General features: G+C 35.9%; 15 protein-coding genes. 3 read left to right on the top strand and 12 right to left on the bottom strand.

The window, feature by feature from the left end; translation table 11 throughout:
* Nucleotides 1-12 precede the first annotated feature (12 nt).
* From ACWICE_RS06465 to ACWICE_RS06425, 9 genes are all read right to left on the bottom strand, one after another.
* Complete coding sequence (locus ACWICE_RS06465) at nucleotides 13-840, bottom strand: RteC domain-containing protein (RefSeq protein ID WP_058699778.1); 828 nt, start codon at nucleotides 838-840, stop codon at nucleotides 13-15.
* A gap of 82 nt (nucleotides 841-922) precedes the next feature.
* Nucleotides 923-1,708: a patatin-like phospholipase family protein gene (locus ACWICE_RS06460; RefSeq protein WP_058699777.1), complete on the bottom strand. Its 786-nt coding sequence runs from the start codon at nucleotides 1,706-1,708 to the stop codon at nucleotides 923-925.
* A 93-nt stretch (nucleotides 1,709-1,801) separates the two neighbouring features.
* Nucleotides 1,802-2,053, bottom strand: a complete 252-nt coding sequence (locus tag ACWICE_RS06455) for a hypothetical protein (protein ID WP_058699776.1) — start codon at nucleotides 2,051-2,053, stop codon at nucleotides 1,802-1,804.
* A gap of 43 nt (nucleotides 2,054-2,096) precedes the next feature.
* A complete protein-coding gene (locus tag ACWICE_RS06450; protein ID WP_085536793.1) occupies nucleotides 2,097-2,561 on the bottom strand; it encodes a hypothetical protein in 465 nt (154 codons plus the stop codon).
* Nucleotides 2,562-2,806: 245 nt separating this feature from the next.
* Nucleotides 2,807-3,196: a DUF2147 domain-containing protein gene (locus tag ACWICE_RS06445; protein WP_058699774.1), complete on the bottom strand. Its 390-nt coding sequence runs from the start codon at nucleotides 3,194-3,196 to the stop codon at nucleotides 2,807-2,809.
* Nucleotides 3,197-3,244: 48 nt separating this feature from the next.
* Complete coding sequence (locus tag ACWICE_RS06440; RefSeq protein WP_058699773.1) at nucleotides 3,245-3,490, bottom strand: transporter suffix domain-containing protein; 246 nt, start codon at nucleotides 3,488-3,490, stop codon at nucleotides 3,245-3,247.
* An 11-nt stretch (nucleotides 3,491-3,501) separates the two neighbouring features.
* The gene (locus ACWICE_RS06435; protein WP_058699772.1) at nucleotides 3,502-4,812 is read right to left on the bottom strand and encodes a TolC family protein; all 1,311 of its coding nucleotides are present in this window, start codon (nucleotides 4,810-4,812) and stop codon (nucleotides 3,502-3,504) included.
* Nucleotides 4,812-7,892 carry an efflux RND transporter permease subunit gene (locus tag ACWICE_RS06430; protein ID WP_058699771.1) on the bottom strand — a complete coding sequence of 1,027 codons (3,081 nt, stop codon included), beginning with the start codon at nucleotides 7,890-7,892 and terminating at the stop codon, nucleotides 4,812-4,814. Before ACWICE_RS06430 ends, ACWICE_RS06435 begins: the two co-directional genes overlap by 1 nt.
* An 18-nt stretch (nucleotides 7,893-7,910) precedes the next feature.
* Nucleotides 7,911-8,936: an efflux RND transporter periplasmic adaptor subunit gene (locus tag ACWICE_RS06425; protein WP_058699770.1), complete on the bottom strand. Its 1,026-nt coding sequence runs from the start codon at nucleotides 8,934-8,936 to the stop codon at nucleotides 7,911-7,913.
* 157 nt (nucleotides 8,937-9,093) lie between these two features.
* Between ACWICE_RS06425 and ACWICE_RS06420 the strand changes: the two genes are divergently transcribed.
* From ACWICE_RS06420 to ACWICE_RS06410, 3 genes are all read left to right on the top strand, one after another.
* Nucleotides 9,094-9,966, top strand: coding sequence for a helix-turn-helix domain-containing protein (locus tag ACWICE_RS06420; protein ID WP_058699769.1), 873 nt, complete (start codon nucleotides 9,094-9,096; stop codon nucleotides 9,964-9,966).
* 94 nt (nucleotides 9,967-10,060) lie between these two features.
* Nucleotides 10,061-11,269, top strand: coding sequence for a TlpA family protein disulfide reductase (locus tag ACWICE_RS06415; RefSeq protein WP_058699768.1), 1,209 nt, complete (start codon nucleotides 10,061-10,063; stop codon nucleotides 11,267-11,269).
* Between the two features lie 240 nt (nucleotides 11,270-11,509).
* Nucleotides 11,510-11,929 carry a LytR/AlgR family response regulator transcription factor gene (locus ACWICE_RS06410; RefSeq protein WP_058699767.1) on the top strand — a complete coding sequence of 140 codons (420 nt, stop codon included), beginning with the start codon at nucleotides 11,510-11,512 and terminating at the stop codon, nucleotides 11,927-11,929.
* A gap of 362 nt (nucleotides 11,930-12,291) precedes the next feature.
* Here the strand turns inward: ACWICE_RS06410 and mobC are convergent, their stop codons facing one another.
* From mobC to mobA, 3 genes are all read right to left on the bottom strand, one after another.
* A complete protein-coding gene (gene mobC, locus ACWICE_RS06405; protein WP_058699766.1) occupies nucleotides 12,292-14,292 on the bottom strand; it encodes a conjugal transfer protein MobC in 2,001 nt (666 codons plus the stop codon).
* 107 nt (nucleotides 14,293-14,399) lie between these two features.
* On the bottom strand, nucleotides 14,400-15,701 hold the full coding sequence (gene mobB, locus ACWICE_RS06400; protein WP_058699765.1) for a conjugal transfer protein MobB: 1,302 nt from the start codon (nucleotides 15,699-15,701) through the stop codon (nucleotides 14,400-14,402).
* On the bottom strand, nucleotides 15,698-16,141 hold the full coding sequence (mobA, locus tag ACWICE_RS06395; protein WP_058699764.1) for a conjugal transfer protein MobA: 444 nt from the start codon (nucleotides 16,139-16,141) through the stop codon (nucleotides 15,698-15,700). Before mobA ends, mobB begins: the two co-directional genes overlap by 4 nt.
* Nucleotides 16,142-16,379: the final 238 nt, after the last annotated feature.

The raw sequence follows: 16,379 nt of genomic DNA, 5'->3' as shown, positions 1-16,379 counted from the left end.
ATAAATAAACTCTCACTTATCGTCCTGTTCATCCATTTTTTTGCTTAAAACATCTCTAAGAGAGTCTAGAAACTTGGTTTTGTTGATTTTCCTATTACGTAGTTCTAAATAAGTATGATAAAAATCACCGATATCTACATTAAACATTCTTGAAAACACTCTTGAGATCTGTTTGATATCAGCATGACCATAATCCAATACCCCCTGAGCTTGCAAGGCATAAATAAGTTCAACTAATGCAGCTTTACTTCCTGTCCAGTTCAAAGAATAGTGTGGACTTTTTGCACTTGAAATGTTTGAAAGCCCAAAAATTCTGTCTTCAATATATAGTTGGATAAGATCATTTGCTAAAATTTTTGCAACTTTATAATCATGGCTAGTACAGAATCTATGATCTGTCTCAAAATAATAACTATCTAAGCTTAGTTTGATATCATATTTCCCTCGCAAAAAATATTTATCATCTAGGTAAGTACTATTTGTTCTGTAATATTTGTAAAACTCAAGATTATTATCAAAATATAGCTTCAATTTTGTAATCTCATTTTTTAGATACTTTTTCGTTACCTTATCTCCACCATAAGGGATTTTAGCCTCAATCTTATAAATACCGTTGTAATAAATCAACTTAGCAACAAACTGCGGTTTTATCTTCTTAAAAAAGCAGATTTCTTCATTAGCATCTTTAAAACCCTTTTCAATGATAAACTCCTTTACCTCGTTGAGTTTTTTTTGTGCAATTTCAATTGCGTCTTCTGCAAGCAACATTGTTTTATCACATGATAAATCATTTAGGTGGTCATTTAGCTGCTGTAATTTTTCATAACAGTATTTTTTCATCTATTAAATTGTTGCGATTTTTGAGTTATGAAACTTAATATGATATTTATCCAATAGGCAATAGTCTACTAATGTTTTATACTCAACAGTTATTATCCTGTCTTAAAGACAGCAAATCATCTTCAAATTTTTTAGCATGTTCATATCCTATTTGATATATTTCATCCATATGTTTTGTGTCGAAAGTTGAAAACTTTCGAAGTTCTCCCGGCTGTATAAAGACGTCGCAGTAATTTGCTCCTTCTTTATCTATTTTTGAAGTAATTATTCGGATAATGCGGTCCATGATTTCACCATATCCCATATGTCCCCTTGCAATCTCAATAGAATTTACATCCACTCCAACACTCTTTCCGCATGTTGCATTTATGTGTTCAACAGGAAAATTATTTAGTATACCTCCATCGCATAATATAGTATCATTATGATAATTGACGGGGACAAAGACCATAGGGAAACAACATGAAGATTTAATTGCCAAACTTAGGCAGCCCTGATTGAACACCAACGACCGAGCATTACTCAAATCAGTAACAGAAACATATAATGGGACTTTGAGCTGCTCAAAACTGTTATGAGGGATATATTTGGTAATAATCCTTTCAAATATATCTGGACTGAACATTCCTCCATTACCTCGAAATAAATCTGTGTAATTGAAAAACTTTTCTGTTTTTGCAAATTTGAAAATCTCTGCAGGACTGTAGCCTTCCGCAATAAAGGCACCAATAAGTGCACCTGCGCTTGCACCTGAAATAGCATCAAATGAGATTCCTAACTCTTCCATACATTGGAGAACACCAAGGTGAGCTATTCCTCTAAACCCACCTCCTGAAAGTGTAATCCCAATTTTATTATTTACTATCATTATTCAATTCCCCTTCCTACTTATAGATTATAATTATTCGACATTATTAGTGTCTCTAGTCCGTAATTTTTGAGACTTTATCTGACTTAGGAATTACATTATAAATACCTTATACTCCCTGCTAGGTGTCGGTGGAACTAACATTGTTTTAACCCACGAGGGATCTAGCGCTTTGCCTTCACTGTCTAGGAAAGAGTTCGTAATTATTCTTGCCAAGTCTTCAGGATTGCCACCGATTAACGGCTTACCCTCAAAATAGAGCTCGTTATGTAGCTGAAAAAAAATATCTACAACCTGCTCCACAGAACAGTTGATCTTTATTTTTTTAGAATTTACTTTATCCATAATCTTTTATTTTTTGTTACTAAGAGCTTTTACTGACGTTCCGTCATCTTTTTTGATTGCTCAAATTCGTTCGAAAACCTAAAGCGATATTGGTACCACCAAGCTTACTGTCAAAGACATGAGAACGCCGTAGAGCATTGAAATGCTGTAATTCGATATACAATGCAAATTTTTTATTAACACGATATGATGCAAAACCACCCAATCTATAAGTCTCGTAAGCTTTTGTTTCCGAGCGCGTATTGATACTGGCAACACTTCCCTGAACCTCGGTAAAAGGGCTTGTGAGCCATAATAAACCAAACCCAGTAAAACCCCCAATTTCAATTCTGTCACCAATAACTGTATTTGATCCGATATCTACGAACGCACCGATTAAAGAGCGATTCCCCTTGTTTATAACGGAAAATCCATCGACTGATCTACTATTTGTAAAACTGTAAAGTGATATCTCATATACGGCTCTGAAGAATATACTCTTGTTGTACCGATATTGGAAGCCAGTCATCGTTCTTATACCAATATTACTATGCTTCATAAAATCTGAACGCGGGATGCTGAGTCCAAATGAAGTAGTAATCTCTATTTTATCTCTATAGCTGTTACTTATGGTGTCTTGAGAAAATACGTAGTTGCTAAAAAAAAACAAAAAAGCAATTATTATACAACACCTATTATTAGATGGGATCATTTTCCCAATGATTTAAATTATTACATACAATCATTTGACATTTAAAATTTATATTACTAAGTCTATAATTTCGTCCAAATTTCACTATGCCAAATAAATCCCCATTTAAGCTTAAATGTCAAACTCTTTCCATCACCATCACTGATAATCCACATACTTTGATATTCTTTATCGTCGTTTAGGTCAATTGAAGTTCCTTTATATTCACCTTTTGATGTTTCAAGTATGTTCTTAGCCACTACTTTTCCATTATTTAACTTTTCTTTCTGTTTGGGAGCTTCTAATTGTTTGATATTAAAACCTTTTCCTACTTTGTAGACTTCGACTATCATTTTATCTTTTGAAAGCCACTTTCCTGTAAATTTATCTTCCTTATTCTGCCCATAAGCTGAGCAGATAAGAAATAGAAATGCTGTCAAAAATATTACTGTAAAATTTACGCTCTTTTGCATGTTTTCATTTTTATTGATTAGTGAACCATTTAAAATTTATTAATATACCTAGTTTTCTTTGGTGTTCTTACTGAATAAGTTCTTGAACCACTGCTTGATTTTACCCCAATATTCTTTTCCAAGAAGTGCAATAGCTGATACAAAAAATACCTCGCCGACAATAACCACCGTTGTTGTCACAATTGCCTTATTAGGGATATCAGTAAATGGTATTATGGGTGCACCAACCCAGCATATGAGCGTGATGCCAAAGAATATAAAACCAAGTGTCTTTTTAAAATTGCTTTTATCCATTGTTGTATAATTTATCTTCCGGTTTCTCTAAGATAGAGGTATCTAGCAACTAGAAATCCCGTGTATGCTTCTGTGTACTGATCTCTGCTCTGTTGTAATAGTGACTGGGCATCAATAAGATCGCTTAATATGCTTAGCCCATTCTGATATTGGTCTTTATTTATTCGCACATTTTCCTCAGCTGTCTCAATGGCCTGTTTGGCCAATAGTAACTTATTGTAATTTTCATTTAATTTGTTCCAATAACTTTGGAACATCACAAATAGCTTTTGATCAGTATCTTTTTTCTCGTATTCTGCCCTGTCTATCTGAGTTTGCTTTTTACGGAGATTGTAAGAACCGCCCCACCAGTCTGAAATGGGAAGGGTTAAAGTTGCATGAACCATAGTAGACGGATTTCTATTTTTAAAAATATCATTGTATTGGTAATATCCAGCTCCAACACCAAAGTATGGAAGCAATTTACCACGTTCTATTTTCTTTTCCAGTTGTTTAGCTTCAATGTTTTTACTTAGGAGCTTGTGCATATTCGTATTTGTTACGGCCTGGTTATGATCCACAAGGAGAGTAACGGGATTGGAAATATACTCTTGATCCTTGGTTTCTATTTCGAATTGACCACCATCTACATTCATTAACTGTGCAAGCTGAATTTTTAATAAACTGATACCGTTTTCTAGTTCTACACTAGCTGTCTTTATCTCGTTCTGTTTCAACTGTACCTGCAATAAATCGTTTCTATTTGTAACGCCTGCATCTACAGCAACTTTAACGTCGCTGAAAAGATTATCAGCTAGATTTTTCATTACATCAATAGTTTTGCGTTTCTCATATAGGGATACTAATGTCCAATAGTATTGTTCTACGTTTACTAGTAAATTCTTTTCAGCTTCCTGAGTCTGATATTTACTGACATCTTCGCCTAACTCTGCTAATTTATTTCCATAATAAATCTGTCCTCCTGTAAAAACGGGCTGTTCTAAAGATATACCTAGCATATAGCCATTTTTCCTGTCCCTTACATTGGGCATTCCCGGAAAACTTGAACCAAGCATGTTTATCATTTCTGCGGATTCTTTGCCAATCATTCCTTCTTTAAGATGATAACCTAATCCGAAGGCACTTACTTTTGGAAAATAATTGGTAAAAGCTTCCTTTTTAGTTAAAGATGCTTCCTCCATAGACAAACGATCAGCTTTTAGCGCATTGTTATTCTTTAACGTGAGTTCTTTGCACTGTTCCAGCGTATATGTAGTCTGTGCTGAAGCAGCACTTGTAGCCAAAAAAAGAAGGGCAAAAAATATATAGTGAAGAGATTTCATTATTTTACGATTTTAGTATCCTGTTTTCTGTAAACGAGCCAATAAGAAACAGGCAGGATTGTTAATATAAAGACCATGGAGAATAGTGCTCCGAAACAGATGATAGCTGCCATTGGTCCCCAGAGAGGGCTTCCAACAACCAACATCGTAATTACACCAACTGAAGCGGCTACCGAAGTCAATACAATTGGCCTCATCCTTCTTTTTCCAGCTTCCAATGCAGCTTCTTTTACTGTCATTTTCTCGTTTTTTCTAAGCTTATCAGCATAGTCAAAAAGGATAATACCATTCCTCATTACAATACCGATTAGACATACGAATCCCAGAACTGAAGTCATTCCGAATTCAAATCCGGTTACCCATATTCCAAATGCGGCACCGAAAAAACAGAGTACGGTTGATGCCAGCGTCAGGTTGGCCAGACTGATTTTCTTGTAGTGAAAAACAAGTACAAAATAGATGATGAATATGGCTATCAACAGAGCAATAAGCGTTTGCGGAACTGACTCTTCATTTGATTCTGAAACACCACCATATTTAACTTCAACATTCTTATAGTCATCTTTTTTAAGAAGGGAATCTACCAAGGTACTTACCTTAGGAAATATATCATTTGGATTTACATTTCGCTTAAGATCGGCAAGTACAGACATCGTATAAATGCCATTGCGTGTGTTTATCTGTCCATCTCTCCAAGCAGGCGAAACTTCGGCAACTTGATTCAACGGTACAGATACACCAGCCATGTTTGGCACATATATATCACCTAAACGATTAAGTTGCCTTAGGCTGTCTACTTCACCTCTCAACGTGATATTCATCTTGTAGTCATCCTCCCAAACATTTGTTATATCAAAGCCTTTATTAATCACACCAAGTTCCTGTGCCACAGAATTGTTAGAGATTCCCTGACGATTAGCAAGTTGTTGGTCTATATTTATCTGTACCGACGACGATGGATTTTCTGCATCGTTATGTACCCAAAGGAATTCATCCATTTTAGATAAATCACGGATCAGCTCTTTAGACATGGATTTCAATGTGGTTTCATCGGCACCTGTCAATCTTACTTCTATAGGATAGCGTACTACCTCATTATCTAGCTGCTTAAAGAAAACATAAGCTCTCGGGAAATGAAAGGCATATTTGTCTGCATATTCATTCAGTATTTCTTCTGTAGCTTTATTTGATTTGGTGTTAACAATAAATTGAGCGTAGTTTTTCGAAGGCATATTGGGTGAATAACCTGAATGGAAACGAGGGGAGCTTGCTCCGATAAAAGAAGTAATGGATAGTACCCTATCATCTTTTTTCAAGACTTTTTCCAGACTGTCAGCCACTTTTTCGGTTTGAACCAAAGAATTGCCCTGTGGAAGATAAATTTCTACTGCAAATAGATCACGTTCAGCAATAGGCATCATTCTCATCTTGGCATTTCCCAGCATTAACATAGCCAACACCACAGAAGTAATTAAGATAGATAGGGTTAATACCGGACGTTTAAAGAATACCGGAAGAAGCTTATCATAACCTGACTGAATTCGGTCAAGAAAACTTTTCTTGGTGTCTTCCTTATCTTTATGCAAACCTTTTTTTATCAGGATATACTGCATAAAAGGAATGATAAACAAGGCTACTGCAAGAGAAACAAAGAGTGTGATTGTAAGCGTCCACGGGTAAGAAAACATAAAGTCTTTATTCGGTCCTTTCAGTGTGATAAGAAAGGGGAAGAACGTAACGCTAATGATAAGTGTTGCAGAAACCAGAGATTTGAAATACTCTCCCGCACCTGCAATTGATGCATGCCAGCGGGACATGCCCTCATCAAGATGCTCAATGTAGCTATCTACTATAACGATACAGTCATCTACGATAAGACCGAGTACAACTATGAGTGCTGCAAACGTAACAACATTTAATTCGAAACCTGCTGCATACATAATTCCCAATGAGATAAAAATCGTAATGGGAATAGAAGTAGCTGCTACTGCTGCAACACGTACGGGCATAAAAAATACAGTAACAAGTACAACCGAGATTATGGCTATAAGCATCTCGATCAGAAACTCATCGACTGATTTTTGTACAACTTTTGATTGATCGACAATGGTACTGATTTTAACATCGGAAGGAAGTTTGGCTCCTTCCTCTAAAAGGATGGAGTTTAATTCCTTTCCGAAACGGGTAATATCATTCCCTGTCTGCATTTCGACAGACATCAACAAGCACTTTTTTCCGTTATTCTTGATAAAATTATCTGGTGTAGGATATTCTCTCACAATATTCGCTACATCCTTTAACCGAAGTATATCCGTTTGTCCATCACCCCTGATAATTTGATTGGCAATGTTCTGTTCGGTCTGATTCGCAGTATTTAGATAGATTGGGACTGACATATCTCCGTTATCTATATCACCTGCATACCCTTTCAGTCCTTGTGTATAGAGTACTTCTCCGATTTCCTGAACCTGAATGCCATTTTTTGCCATTTTTCCTTTATCTAGATAGATGGCTATCCTTTCTTTCTGCTCTCCTGATTTTGTCAACTTTGAAACTTCGGGTACCTGTCTTAGTCTCGATTCTATTTTCTCCAAATAGCCTTCAAGCTGTCGGTAAGTTTTACTTTCGGACTCGACTGAAAACAGTAAAGCTGAAGTTTCACCGAACTCTGAATCTACTACCAGCGCCAATACCTCGGGAGGCAGTTCCTGTTTAAGTTCATTTAAGCCGTGTCTTATTTTTGCCCATACCTCATCCTTGTTTTTTACATAATCATTCAAGGTAATGTAAACGTAAACAATACCGTCTTTAGACTGTGAATAGGTAGCCTTTCTTTTTACTTCTTTATATTTGAAAAGATGTTCTTCCAAAGGTTTGGTCAGTTGTTTTGCGACCTGTTCTGAATTAGCTCCGGGGTATATTCCCGCAATAATCCCCTGATTTATATTTACAGTTGGATATTCCTGTTTGGGCATATAGAGAAGCCCACCAATTCCCGCTAGTAGAAGTAACGCCGTTACTAAAAAGACAACTTTATGGTAACGCATAGCCCATGCTACTGCTTTAATATTATTTGCCATTTCTTATAGTTCAAGTTTTTAGTTAACGATAACTTTAGATCCTTCAAAGATTTTTTGAAAACCTTCGGTAACAATCCGGTCTCCTTCTCCAATACCTTCTAAGACAACCACGCCATCTGAAGTCAGTTCTCCTATTTTCACTGTTTGTTTTGACACAGTATTGTCTTTACTGACCTTCCACACATACCGTTCATTCCTTGCAGAAATTTGAATTACAGAAATTGGAAGTGAATAGCCTGTCAAGTTATCCGATTTAAATGTAATGTTACAGTCCATCCCCGGAAGCAGTTCGTCGCTGCCATTTAGAATATCTACCTTAACCGTATATGCTCTGGAATATGGATTGGCCACAACTCCCTTCTCGATAATTTTTCCGGTATAAGTCTTATCCAGTGTCTTTAAGTAGATATTTGCATCATCACCGATTTTCAACTCTTTTATATCATTCTCGGGAACAGAAACTTTAACCCGTATTTTTTCTACTTTAAGTACTGTAAAAACCGGCATACCAGCAGCTACATTTGCACCCAGATCAATACCCTTGGTCCCGATTACTCCACTGTAAGGGGCATAGAGGTTACAGTCTTCTACATCCTTTAGAGCAAGAGACTCTGCAGCTTCTGCCTGTTCAAGAATAGATTGAGCTTCAATAATCTTGATCTCAGGTAAACTCTTGTTATCATAAATAATCTTAAGTCTCTGATAGGCATCCTTAGCTTGCTTTTTCTGGGACTTTGCTACCTCATAAGCCTTTTGGTAACGGCCTTTATCCAAAGTTGCTAAGAGTTGACCTGCATTGACCTTACTTCCTTCGGAAACAAGTATCTGCTTTACATTTCCAGCAACCTGAAAACTTAGCTGGGTCTGCGCAGACTCTTCGACGGAACCGATATACTTTCTCTGTCCGTCAATATCATTCAGTGCAATCAATACTGCCTTTACTGGAATCTGCTGTTCATTTTGGATTTCCTTTTCTTTGTTCTTACAGCTTGTAATGAGAAAAAGGATAAAAGAGGCGATTGCTAAATAGTTTCTAATTTTCATACCGATTAATTCAATATTTTAACATTGCAAAGTTCCGTTCTACAGCATATATTAAAAAGGTCACACATTCCTAATTTATAGTCAGATGGTACTATTTTTGGAATAATAGACGGATAAATTGAAAAAAAATGGTTTATTTGTCTTAAAAGATAATGTGATGATGAAACAAAAAACTATTTACACCTTGGAAGTTTCACACCTGAATTTGGCGGATGATAATCTGAGGAACGATTTTGCGATATCAGATACAAGTGAAGATATTATTGGAATAACGCTCGAACATCCGGTAAAGATTAATTCCTTACTTGTTGGTATATGTATAAAAGGGAACGGTAATATGAAAGTCAACTTAAAATCTGTTCCGCTATCTGAAAGAGACGTCATAGCACTCTCTCCCGGCACTATCATCCAATATGTGCCAGAAGAAATAAGCAGTGATTTTATGATGAAATATATGTCAATATCTCTTGAGTTCGTCGCTGCTTTCGATGCTTCATATCTCTATCCCGATGCAAGACAGACGTCTTATTTTAAAGCCGATATTGAAGAATATAATATATTATTAAAGCTTTATGATAATCTGCTTGAAAAATATAATCGGAAAGATAATTTGTTCAGAAGACAGATCATACAGCATTCATTATTGTCAGGCATGTACGAGTTTGCGCTGATTGAAAAAAACCATACATATTTAAATACCGAAGGCCTGACAAAAAAGGAAAAACTAGTTTGGGAGTTCTATCAGCTCTTATTTAAACACTACAAGAATGAAAAAGACACATTGTTCTATGCCGAAAAGCTATTATTATCGACCAAATACTTATCGACGATCATAAAACAACAGACAGGAAAGACGGTCAACGAATGGGTCTTTGAATATATTATAGCGGAAGCAAAGGCTCTTATTAAATCTTCAAAAATTACCATTAAAGAATTGGCAGAACATTTTAACTATGCTGATGCCACATCATTTGGTAAATTCTTCAAAAAACAAGTAGGTATGACACCAAATGAATACAGAAAAAATTAATAAGGCTAATAGAAGGATATTAATAAAATGATAGTTGCCCCCCCAAATTGTGTTTTTAGTGGTCTATTACTATAGATAACCTAATTAAAAGAAAATGGAAAAAAAATGTATGATTATCGTGACAATTTTGCTTTTAGTAGTAATGGCTACTCCAATAAAAGCAATTGGGCAAATTGTTGTTGAGGAACAGTCAACTACTTACCTCTATAATGCAATAAAATCTGAAACAGATCCAATTAGCATTGAAAAAATGCTTGTTCAAATGGAAAAGCAGTCTGCATCGGAACCAAGAGATGCCATGATATTAGATGCTGGCCGATACATAGCCGCTAAAGCTTATGCCCACGCAGGAGATGCTCAGAAGGCAAACTACTGGATGAATAAGATTAATAATAAAAGTTGGAAGACAAGCAGTTTATCTACAGTTACTCGAGCTCTTATCGAAGCTGGGATGCTGAATGATGCTGAAGAACTTGTAAAGCCTTTTTTGGGTCAAACTGGATCAAACAACTTTCACTACGGTTTGATTCTCTATAAACGTAAGGAGTTTAAAGCTGCATTGGAGTATCTAAAGCCTAATAATGAAGACAAGTCTGATTTTTTAAGTGCAGATGCTGAAATTTATCCTTTCGCACTGATCGAAGCTGATAAACAGCTGGATGCTTTCAATGAAGTTAATAGATTACTGAAAATTTCGGCAAATAGAAGTGATAGATTCAAAGATGCTTCAAGAAAGTTATTTCAAAATAAATATGGTGACGAGATACGCTATGAATTTCTGCTCGATTCTATGGAAACTGTGGACCATAATAGCACATTGACAAAAATAGCAAAAATGGAGACTAACCAATTGGCTCCAGATTTTGAACTTAAAGATTTAAACGGAAAAAGCGTTTCGTTAAAAAGTCTAAAGGGTAAAATCGTTATCTTAGACTTTTGGGCTACTTGGTGCCAGCCTTGCATAGCCTCTTTCCCGGGTATGCAGAAGGCCGTAGATTACTACAAAAACGATGATAGCGTTGTTTTTATGTTTATTCATACCCAAGAAAAAAGCCCAAATGCTGCTGATGATGCTAAAAAGATGCTAATTGCAAGGGGAAACCGATTTGATGTTTACATGGATTTAAAGGACGAGGTTCTTGGAAAAAGCCCTGTTTCAGCTGCCTATAAAATTTCTGGACTTCCTGCTAAATTCTTTATCGACAAGAATGGTTTTATACGTTACAAAAACGTTGGTTATATAGGTGTGGATGAAGCTATACCTGAAATCAAAACCATTGTGGATAAATTAAAAGCGGAATAAGCAACACACAATTCACGCTGATATAGCGAAGTTAATGGGATTGAAATCGACAAAGATGTTCAATTGTTATTAGCATGTACGTATGACACCAAATTAATGTAAGTATTTCTAGTGATCAAATGTGTATAGGGTCTTGTATGCAATGTCTTTAAGTCAGAATCATTTTTAATAGGTCCTATTTAATTTTCAATAATACCAATAGAATTTTCACTTAATTAATCACCACTATCTATAAACAGTATGAGAATTTTAATTATAGAAGATGAAGACTTAAATGCTCGTCGCCTAAAAAGATTGTTAGAAGAATTGGAACCTAACTGTGAAATTTTGCAAATAATTGATACAGTTAAGGATGCAGTTTCCTGGTTAAATTTAAACAATTCACCAGATTTAATTACAATGGATATATGTTTGGCTGATGGGGTTAGTTTTTCCATATTCGATCAGTCAATTATTAAATGCCCGATAATATTTACAACTGCCTATGATGAATATACTTTTAGAGCATTTAGTAATAATAGTGTAAGTATAGAATACTTAATGAAACCCATTCAGAAGGACGAACTTGCTGCTAGCTTAAATAAAATTAAACTATACCTCGGAAAGGAGGATTTATTCCCTGTTTTTAATTCGAGAAATCTAAGAGGGGATTATAAATAATCACTTTGTGTATCGTAATTTTTTGCCTGATTGAAGTTGTTAAATATTTTAAAATATACCTCTTTTGTGTTCAGTATAAAAAAGTTTCTATTTTTTACAGATTTTGTATTTCCATCAGTCATAAAAATGAGGAATCACAAAAGAAATAGATTCGTCTAATGTCAAACCGTTTTCTATTAAAAAGGGAAAGAACAAAGTCATATAATAAAAATTTAAAAGCTACAGTAAATACCTCTATTTACTGTAGCTTGTTCTAAACAGAATAGTGCATCAATGATTCTAATAATTATTTATTCAGTATTATTAAAAGGTTGAAAAAAAGCTTAGTGAGCATTAACACTACTAAGAGAAGTGTAGTTTATCTATAGGTCTTTAAGTAAGTGCGTTAAATTAGAATCATTCTTGATTCGATCTATTTCATTTGCAATAATACCTATAACATCTTTCTTTACCTGCTTGTAATTAGCTTCAATTTGTTCTTTCATATTATCAGCTCCATGTGAATCGTTAAAAGATAAAATCTCTGGTATTTTTTTAAAAGCTTTGGTTTCGGCAGCAACTTTGTCGTTATCTACTACAATTTCAGAATGAAAAATCTTCTGTTCAATACGTTCGTCAAAATTGTCGGAAACAGCTCCCACGAACATTCCTTGTGTAAGTGTAGAAATCTTAGATGCAGGTATTAAGCTATCTAACTGTGTGGATATTGAAGTAGATTTATCATTCCTGTTAATTGTCAAGCTTTGACGTTTTTGCAACACTTTCCCGAAACGTTCCGAAAGATTTTTAGCAGTTTCTCCCACTACCTGACCACTAAAAATGTTACCGACAGTGTTCTGAATTACTTTAGCTTCTTTATCTCCATAATCACGGATTAATTGAGAATAGTCTTGAAAGCCTAAACATACTGCCACTTTATTACTTCTGGCCGTTGCAATCAGGTTATCCAATCCTCGAAAATAAATTGTCGGTAACTCATCGATGATGACAGAACTCTTTAACTGTCCTTTTTTATTAATGAGTTTCACAATTCTTGAATTATATAAACCCAATGCCGCTGAGTAAATATTTTGACGGTCTGGATTATTACCTACACATAAAATCTTAGGCTCCTTCGGATTGTTGATATCCAGAGAAAAGTCGTCACCGGTCATTACCCAATATAATTGTGGAGAAATCATTCTTGATAATGGGATTTTAGCAGAAGCAATCTGTCCTTGCAGTTGGTCTTGTGCTCCGCCCTGCCAAGCATCCATAAAGGGCGATAAATAATTTTCCAAATCAGGATAAGACGTCAGAATAGTGAATACATCAGAGTATTTTTTATTCAGTAATTCAATAGCGTGTGGAAAAGTGCAGTATTTGCCGCTGTCATAGATTTTCAGAAACCAGATGATTGCTGCCAGCAAAATAATTGGTGATTCAACGAAAAAATCCCCTTGCTTCTGGATCCAGCTTCTATTAAGATTCAACATAATCGTGTAAGCAGCTTCATAAGCATCAGAGATATCCGTCATAAAAACCGGGTTAAGTGGATTGCAACGATGACTTTTACGAGGATCATCAAAATTAATAACATAAAATTGAGGCTGTACCTTGTATTTATCTCGGTGTTTTAGTAAATGGTTATATGCAATAGTAGAAAGGTCGTCAAATTTAAAATCATAGATATACATTGAAAACCCTTTTTCTATATGCTGTCTAATATAATTATTTACAACTGCGTATGATTTGCCTGAACCTGGCGTGCCTAATACAATTGTTGCCCTGAAAGGATTCACTACGTTAATCCAGCCTTCATTCCACTTTCCCTTGTAATAAAATTTAGTAGGTAAGTTTACAGAATATTCGTTTTTCATCAGTTTGGTTTCTTGCTGAAAACTCTCATTCTCATTATTAAATACATCATCCATTAAATTCGTGCGGAGCAATCTGGTAATCCAGACACCCGCCTTCATCAAAGAAATGTAACCTAATGCTGTAGTAAAAATGTAGAGAGATGTACCTATAAAGGGAGACAGTTTTAGTAAAGGTGTATTGAGAAAAAACAGAATAAAACCAATTACCAAGGCGGTGTTTATTTTTGTCCATGTTATTTTTTCGTTCTTTACACCTTTGGTTCCAAGACAGCTTAATGCCAGCAATACCAATGCGAAAATTTTGGTGTAAAGGTTGTGAGCAAAAAGCCCCGCCGTTCGGTTAAAGTTGGCTAATATTTTGCCTATTATTTCTAATGTCCAGCCACGCTCCAAAAAGAAACCAAAGCAGAACCAGTAAAAGTGCATCAGTACAATGATGATACTGACCGCACGCATGAAAGCCATAATCTTGGCTAAACCTCTTAAATCGTCTTCTCCTTGCATAATTTGTAATGATTAAAATGACAGAGAGTGAATTTAGAGTCTGTTCGGGTTGGTTTTGGATAAACGGTAACCGATGGCGTTCGGTGGCATTGTTTGGTTTGATGTTTCTATTTACCTCTTTTTCGTTTCCTTTTCTTCTTCATTCTATTGGCAAATTCTTGTTCCTCGTAATCTTCGTCCTGTACATCGGGAAGCAGACTGCCCAACCCCTCTATCAGATCAGGCTCATTATAGGCAGGTTGTTCCTTGTTCAGAAAATCAAAAAGCTCGTGTGGTGTTTCGGACTCTTCCTTAGTATTATTCTGGGATGAGCGGCTTGAATGTGTTGTATTGTCATTTGTGGTTTGCTTCCTATTTTCTATTGCCTGTTCATCCCACCATTTATTAAATACATTAGCAGATAGATTTTTACCCAATTGCGAGCCGTTCCATACGGTACGGCTTTCGTGGTCTATAAAAGTCATTCCATAAATACGACCTTCATCATTCCTGCGGACAACGGTATTAATGCCCTGCTCCAATAGCTGCTTCTTAAAATCTGTTTCATTATTGGATGTATGCATACCAGCTTCAATAGTATTTTTAAGCACCTCTTTTGCAGGGTTGGTTTTCATATTTTCCTTTGATTTTTCAAAGTGTTTTTCAAGCTGGGTCATTCCTGCTTCTTTGCCAAACAGTGAAGACTTGAACGGATTACTTGCCTTTTGTCCATACTCATTTAAAGCAAAATACACTAAACCCTGTTTTGGTTGACCGTGTAATTCACCTTTAACTTCTTCGGAAGTTATATTAAAAAGAGAAAGTAAAGCGTTGTAAGCTCCTAGACTTTGGTACTGATAATATTTGGGCAAGTGGCGGGTAACGGATGCTATTTGGCTTTTTATATCTCCTTTGGTATAATCCACGGATTTAAAAATTCGGTCACTATTTGACTGGTATTGCTCTGTAGCGGGCTTCAAATCATATTGCTGTTCCAATTTCCTGCATACAGCCATTGAACGTGGATGATCATAACTGTCCGGTATTTTTGCACCGTTGAGTTGCACGCAGGTGGTTACGATATGTATATGGGTGCGTTCAATATCGGTATGCTTGAATACCACATACGGCTGATTGCCATAACCCATTTCTTGCATGTATTGCTCCGCTATATTTCTGAACTGCTCATCACTAACCTTATCCGCAGGGTCAGGATTCAGCGAAATGTGACGAACAGGCTTTTCTGTTTTGTTATTTGCCAGCAAATAAGGCTCGAAATAGCGGTTGAGAAAAGCGGTAGTGTAGTTGTCGTTCAGCACTTCGGGTATCTTATTCGTGAGCAAAACATGTCCATTTTCCTCGTGCACTTTAAGCAGATTGTAAGAAATTGCTCCGATCATGTTCGCACCTTTTCCAATTTTTGCTATCATTTTTCTTCGCTTTTGTATAGGTATTTTGTTTCAAACTCCTGCGTTAATTGGATAACTTGTTGACATAATGTCGCCATTTCTGCGGTTTGCTTTTCCAATTTAAAGAGATAAGCAGCGGCTTTCTTCTCTGAAAAATTGCGATAAAGTATCTTCACTATCTGGTTATAATTTATACCAACTGCTCTAAACTGGCTGTATAATTTGGTCAGTTGTGCATGGTAATCCATAGCAGCTACATCAATTTTAACCGTCTTAATCTCCCGTTGTAGTAAAAGAGAAATAATAAATTTTGCTTTGTTGCTTATACCTGACGCTTCAAAAAGCGACAGGAGTTTCGCATTCTCTTCGTCATTCAGACGAAAAACATGGCGGTGCGTGCTTGGGTTTAGCTTTGGCTTACGTCCGCCTTTGTTCTGTTTGTTGTTACTGTTCTCATTCATCACAAATCCATTTTAAAATTTTATAAAACCCCGACTTTGGAGGGTGTTTTTCGGCTCCCGGCAGGGCAAGTTGTTTTGGGGCACGAAATACGTTTCGAGTGCCTCAAAACATAACTTGCTCTATTCTGGTGAATAGAAAATCCGCCCTGCGGGACGGATTCTATTTAGTGGAAAAAGCAGCTTCATGCTGCTTCTTATTTTACCTTTCTTGATGGAATAGCATTCTATCAAACCGTCA

The organism is Sphingobacterium sp. NPDC055346 (assembly GCF_053645235.1).
The sequence above is the reverse complement of the archived record's forward strand: the minus strand, read 5'-3'. Positions and strand labels throughout refer to the sequence as shown.

Bases quoted from the DNA above. Each gene is read 5' to 3' on its own strand.
- ACWICE_RS06440 (WP_058699773.1), bottom strand. From the start codon at position 3,490: ATGGATAAAAGCAATTTTAAAAAGACACTTGGTTTTATATTCTTTGGC.
- ACWICE_RS06465 (WP_058699778.1), bottom strand. From the start codon at position 840: ATGAAAAAATACTGTTATGAAAAATTACAGCAGCTAAATGACCACCTA.
- ACWICE_RS06425 (WP_058699770.1), bottom strand. From the start codon at position 8,936: ATGAAAATTAGAAACTATTTAGCAATCGCCTCTTTTATCCTTTTTCTC.
- ACWICE_RS06430 (WP_058699771.1), bottom strand. From the start codon at position 7,892: ATGGCAAATAATATTAAAGCAGTAGCATGGGCTATGCGTTACCATAAA.
- ACWICE_RS06420 (WP_058699769.1), top strand. From the start codon at position 9,094: ATGATGAAACAAAAAACTATTTACACCTTGGAAGTTTCACACCTGAAT.
- ACWICE_RS06455 (WP_058699776.1), bottom strand. From the start codon at position 2,053: ATGGATAAAGTAAATTCTAAAAAAATAAAGATCAACTGTTCTGTGGAG.
- mobB (WP_058699765.1), bottom strand. From the start codon at position 15,701: ATGATAGCAAAAATTGGAAAAGGTGCGAACATGATCGGAGCAATTTCT.
- mobA (WP_058699764.1), bottom strand. From the start codon at position 16,141: ATGAATGAGAACAGTAACAACAAACAGAACAAAGGCGGACGTAAGCCA.
- ACWICE_RS06410 (WP_058699767.1), top strand. From the start codon at position 11,510: ATGAGAATTTTAATTATAGAAGATGAAGACTTAAATGCTCGTCGCCTA.
- mobC (WP_058699766.1), bottom strand. From the start codon at position 14,292: ATGCAAGGAGAAGACGATTTAAGAGGTTTAGCCAAGATTATGGCTTTC.
- ACWICE_RS06435 (WP_058699772.1), bottom strand. From the start codon at position 4,812: ATGAAATCTCTTCACTATATATTTTTTGCCCTTCTTTTTTTGGCTACA.
- ACWICE_RS06445 (WP_058699774.1), bottom strand. From the start codon at position 3,196: ATGCAAAAGAGCGTAAATTTTACAGTAATATTTTTGACAGCATTTCTA.
- ACWICE_RS06460 (WP_058699777.1), bottom strand. From the start codon at position 1,708: ATGATAGTAAATAATAAAATTGGGATTACACTTTCAGGAGGTGGGTTT.
- ACWICE_RS06415 (WP_058699768.1), top strand. From the start codon at position 10,061: ATGGAAAAAAAATGTATGATTATCGTGACAATTTTGCTTTTAGTAGTA.
- ACWICE_RS06450 (WP_085536793.1), bottom strand. From the start codon at position 2,561: ATGACTGGCTTCCAATATCGGTACAACAAGAGTATATTCTTCAGAGCC.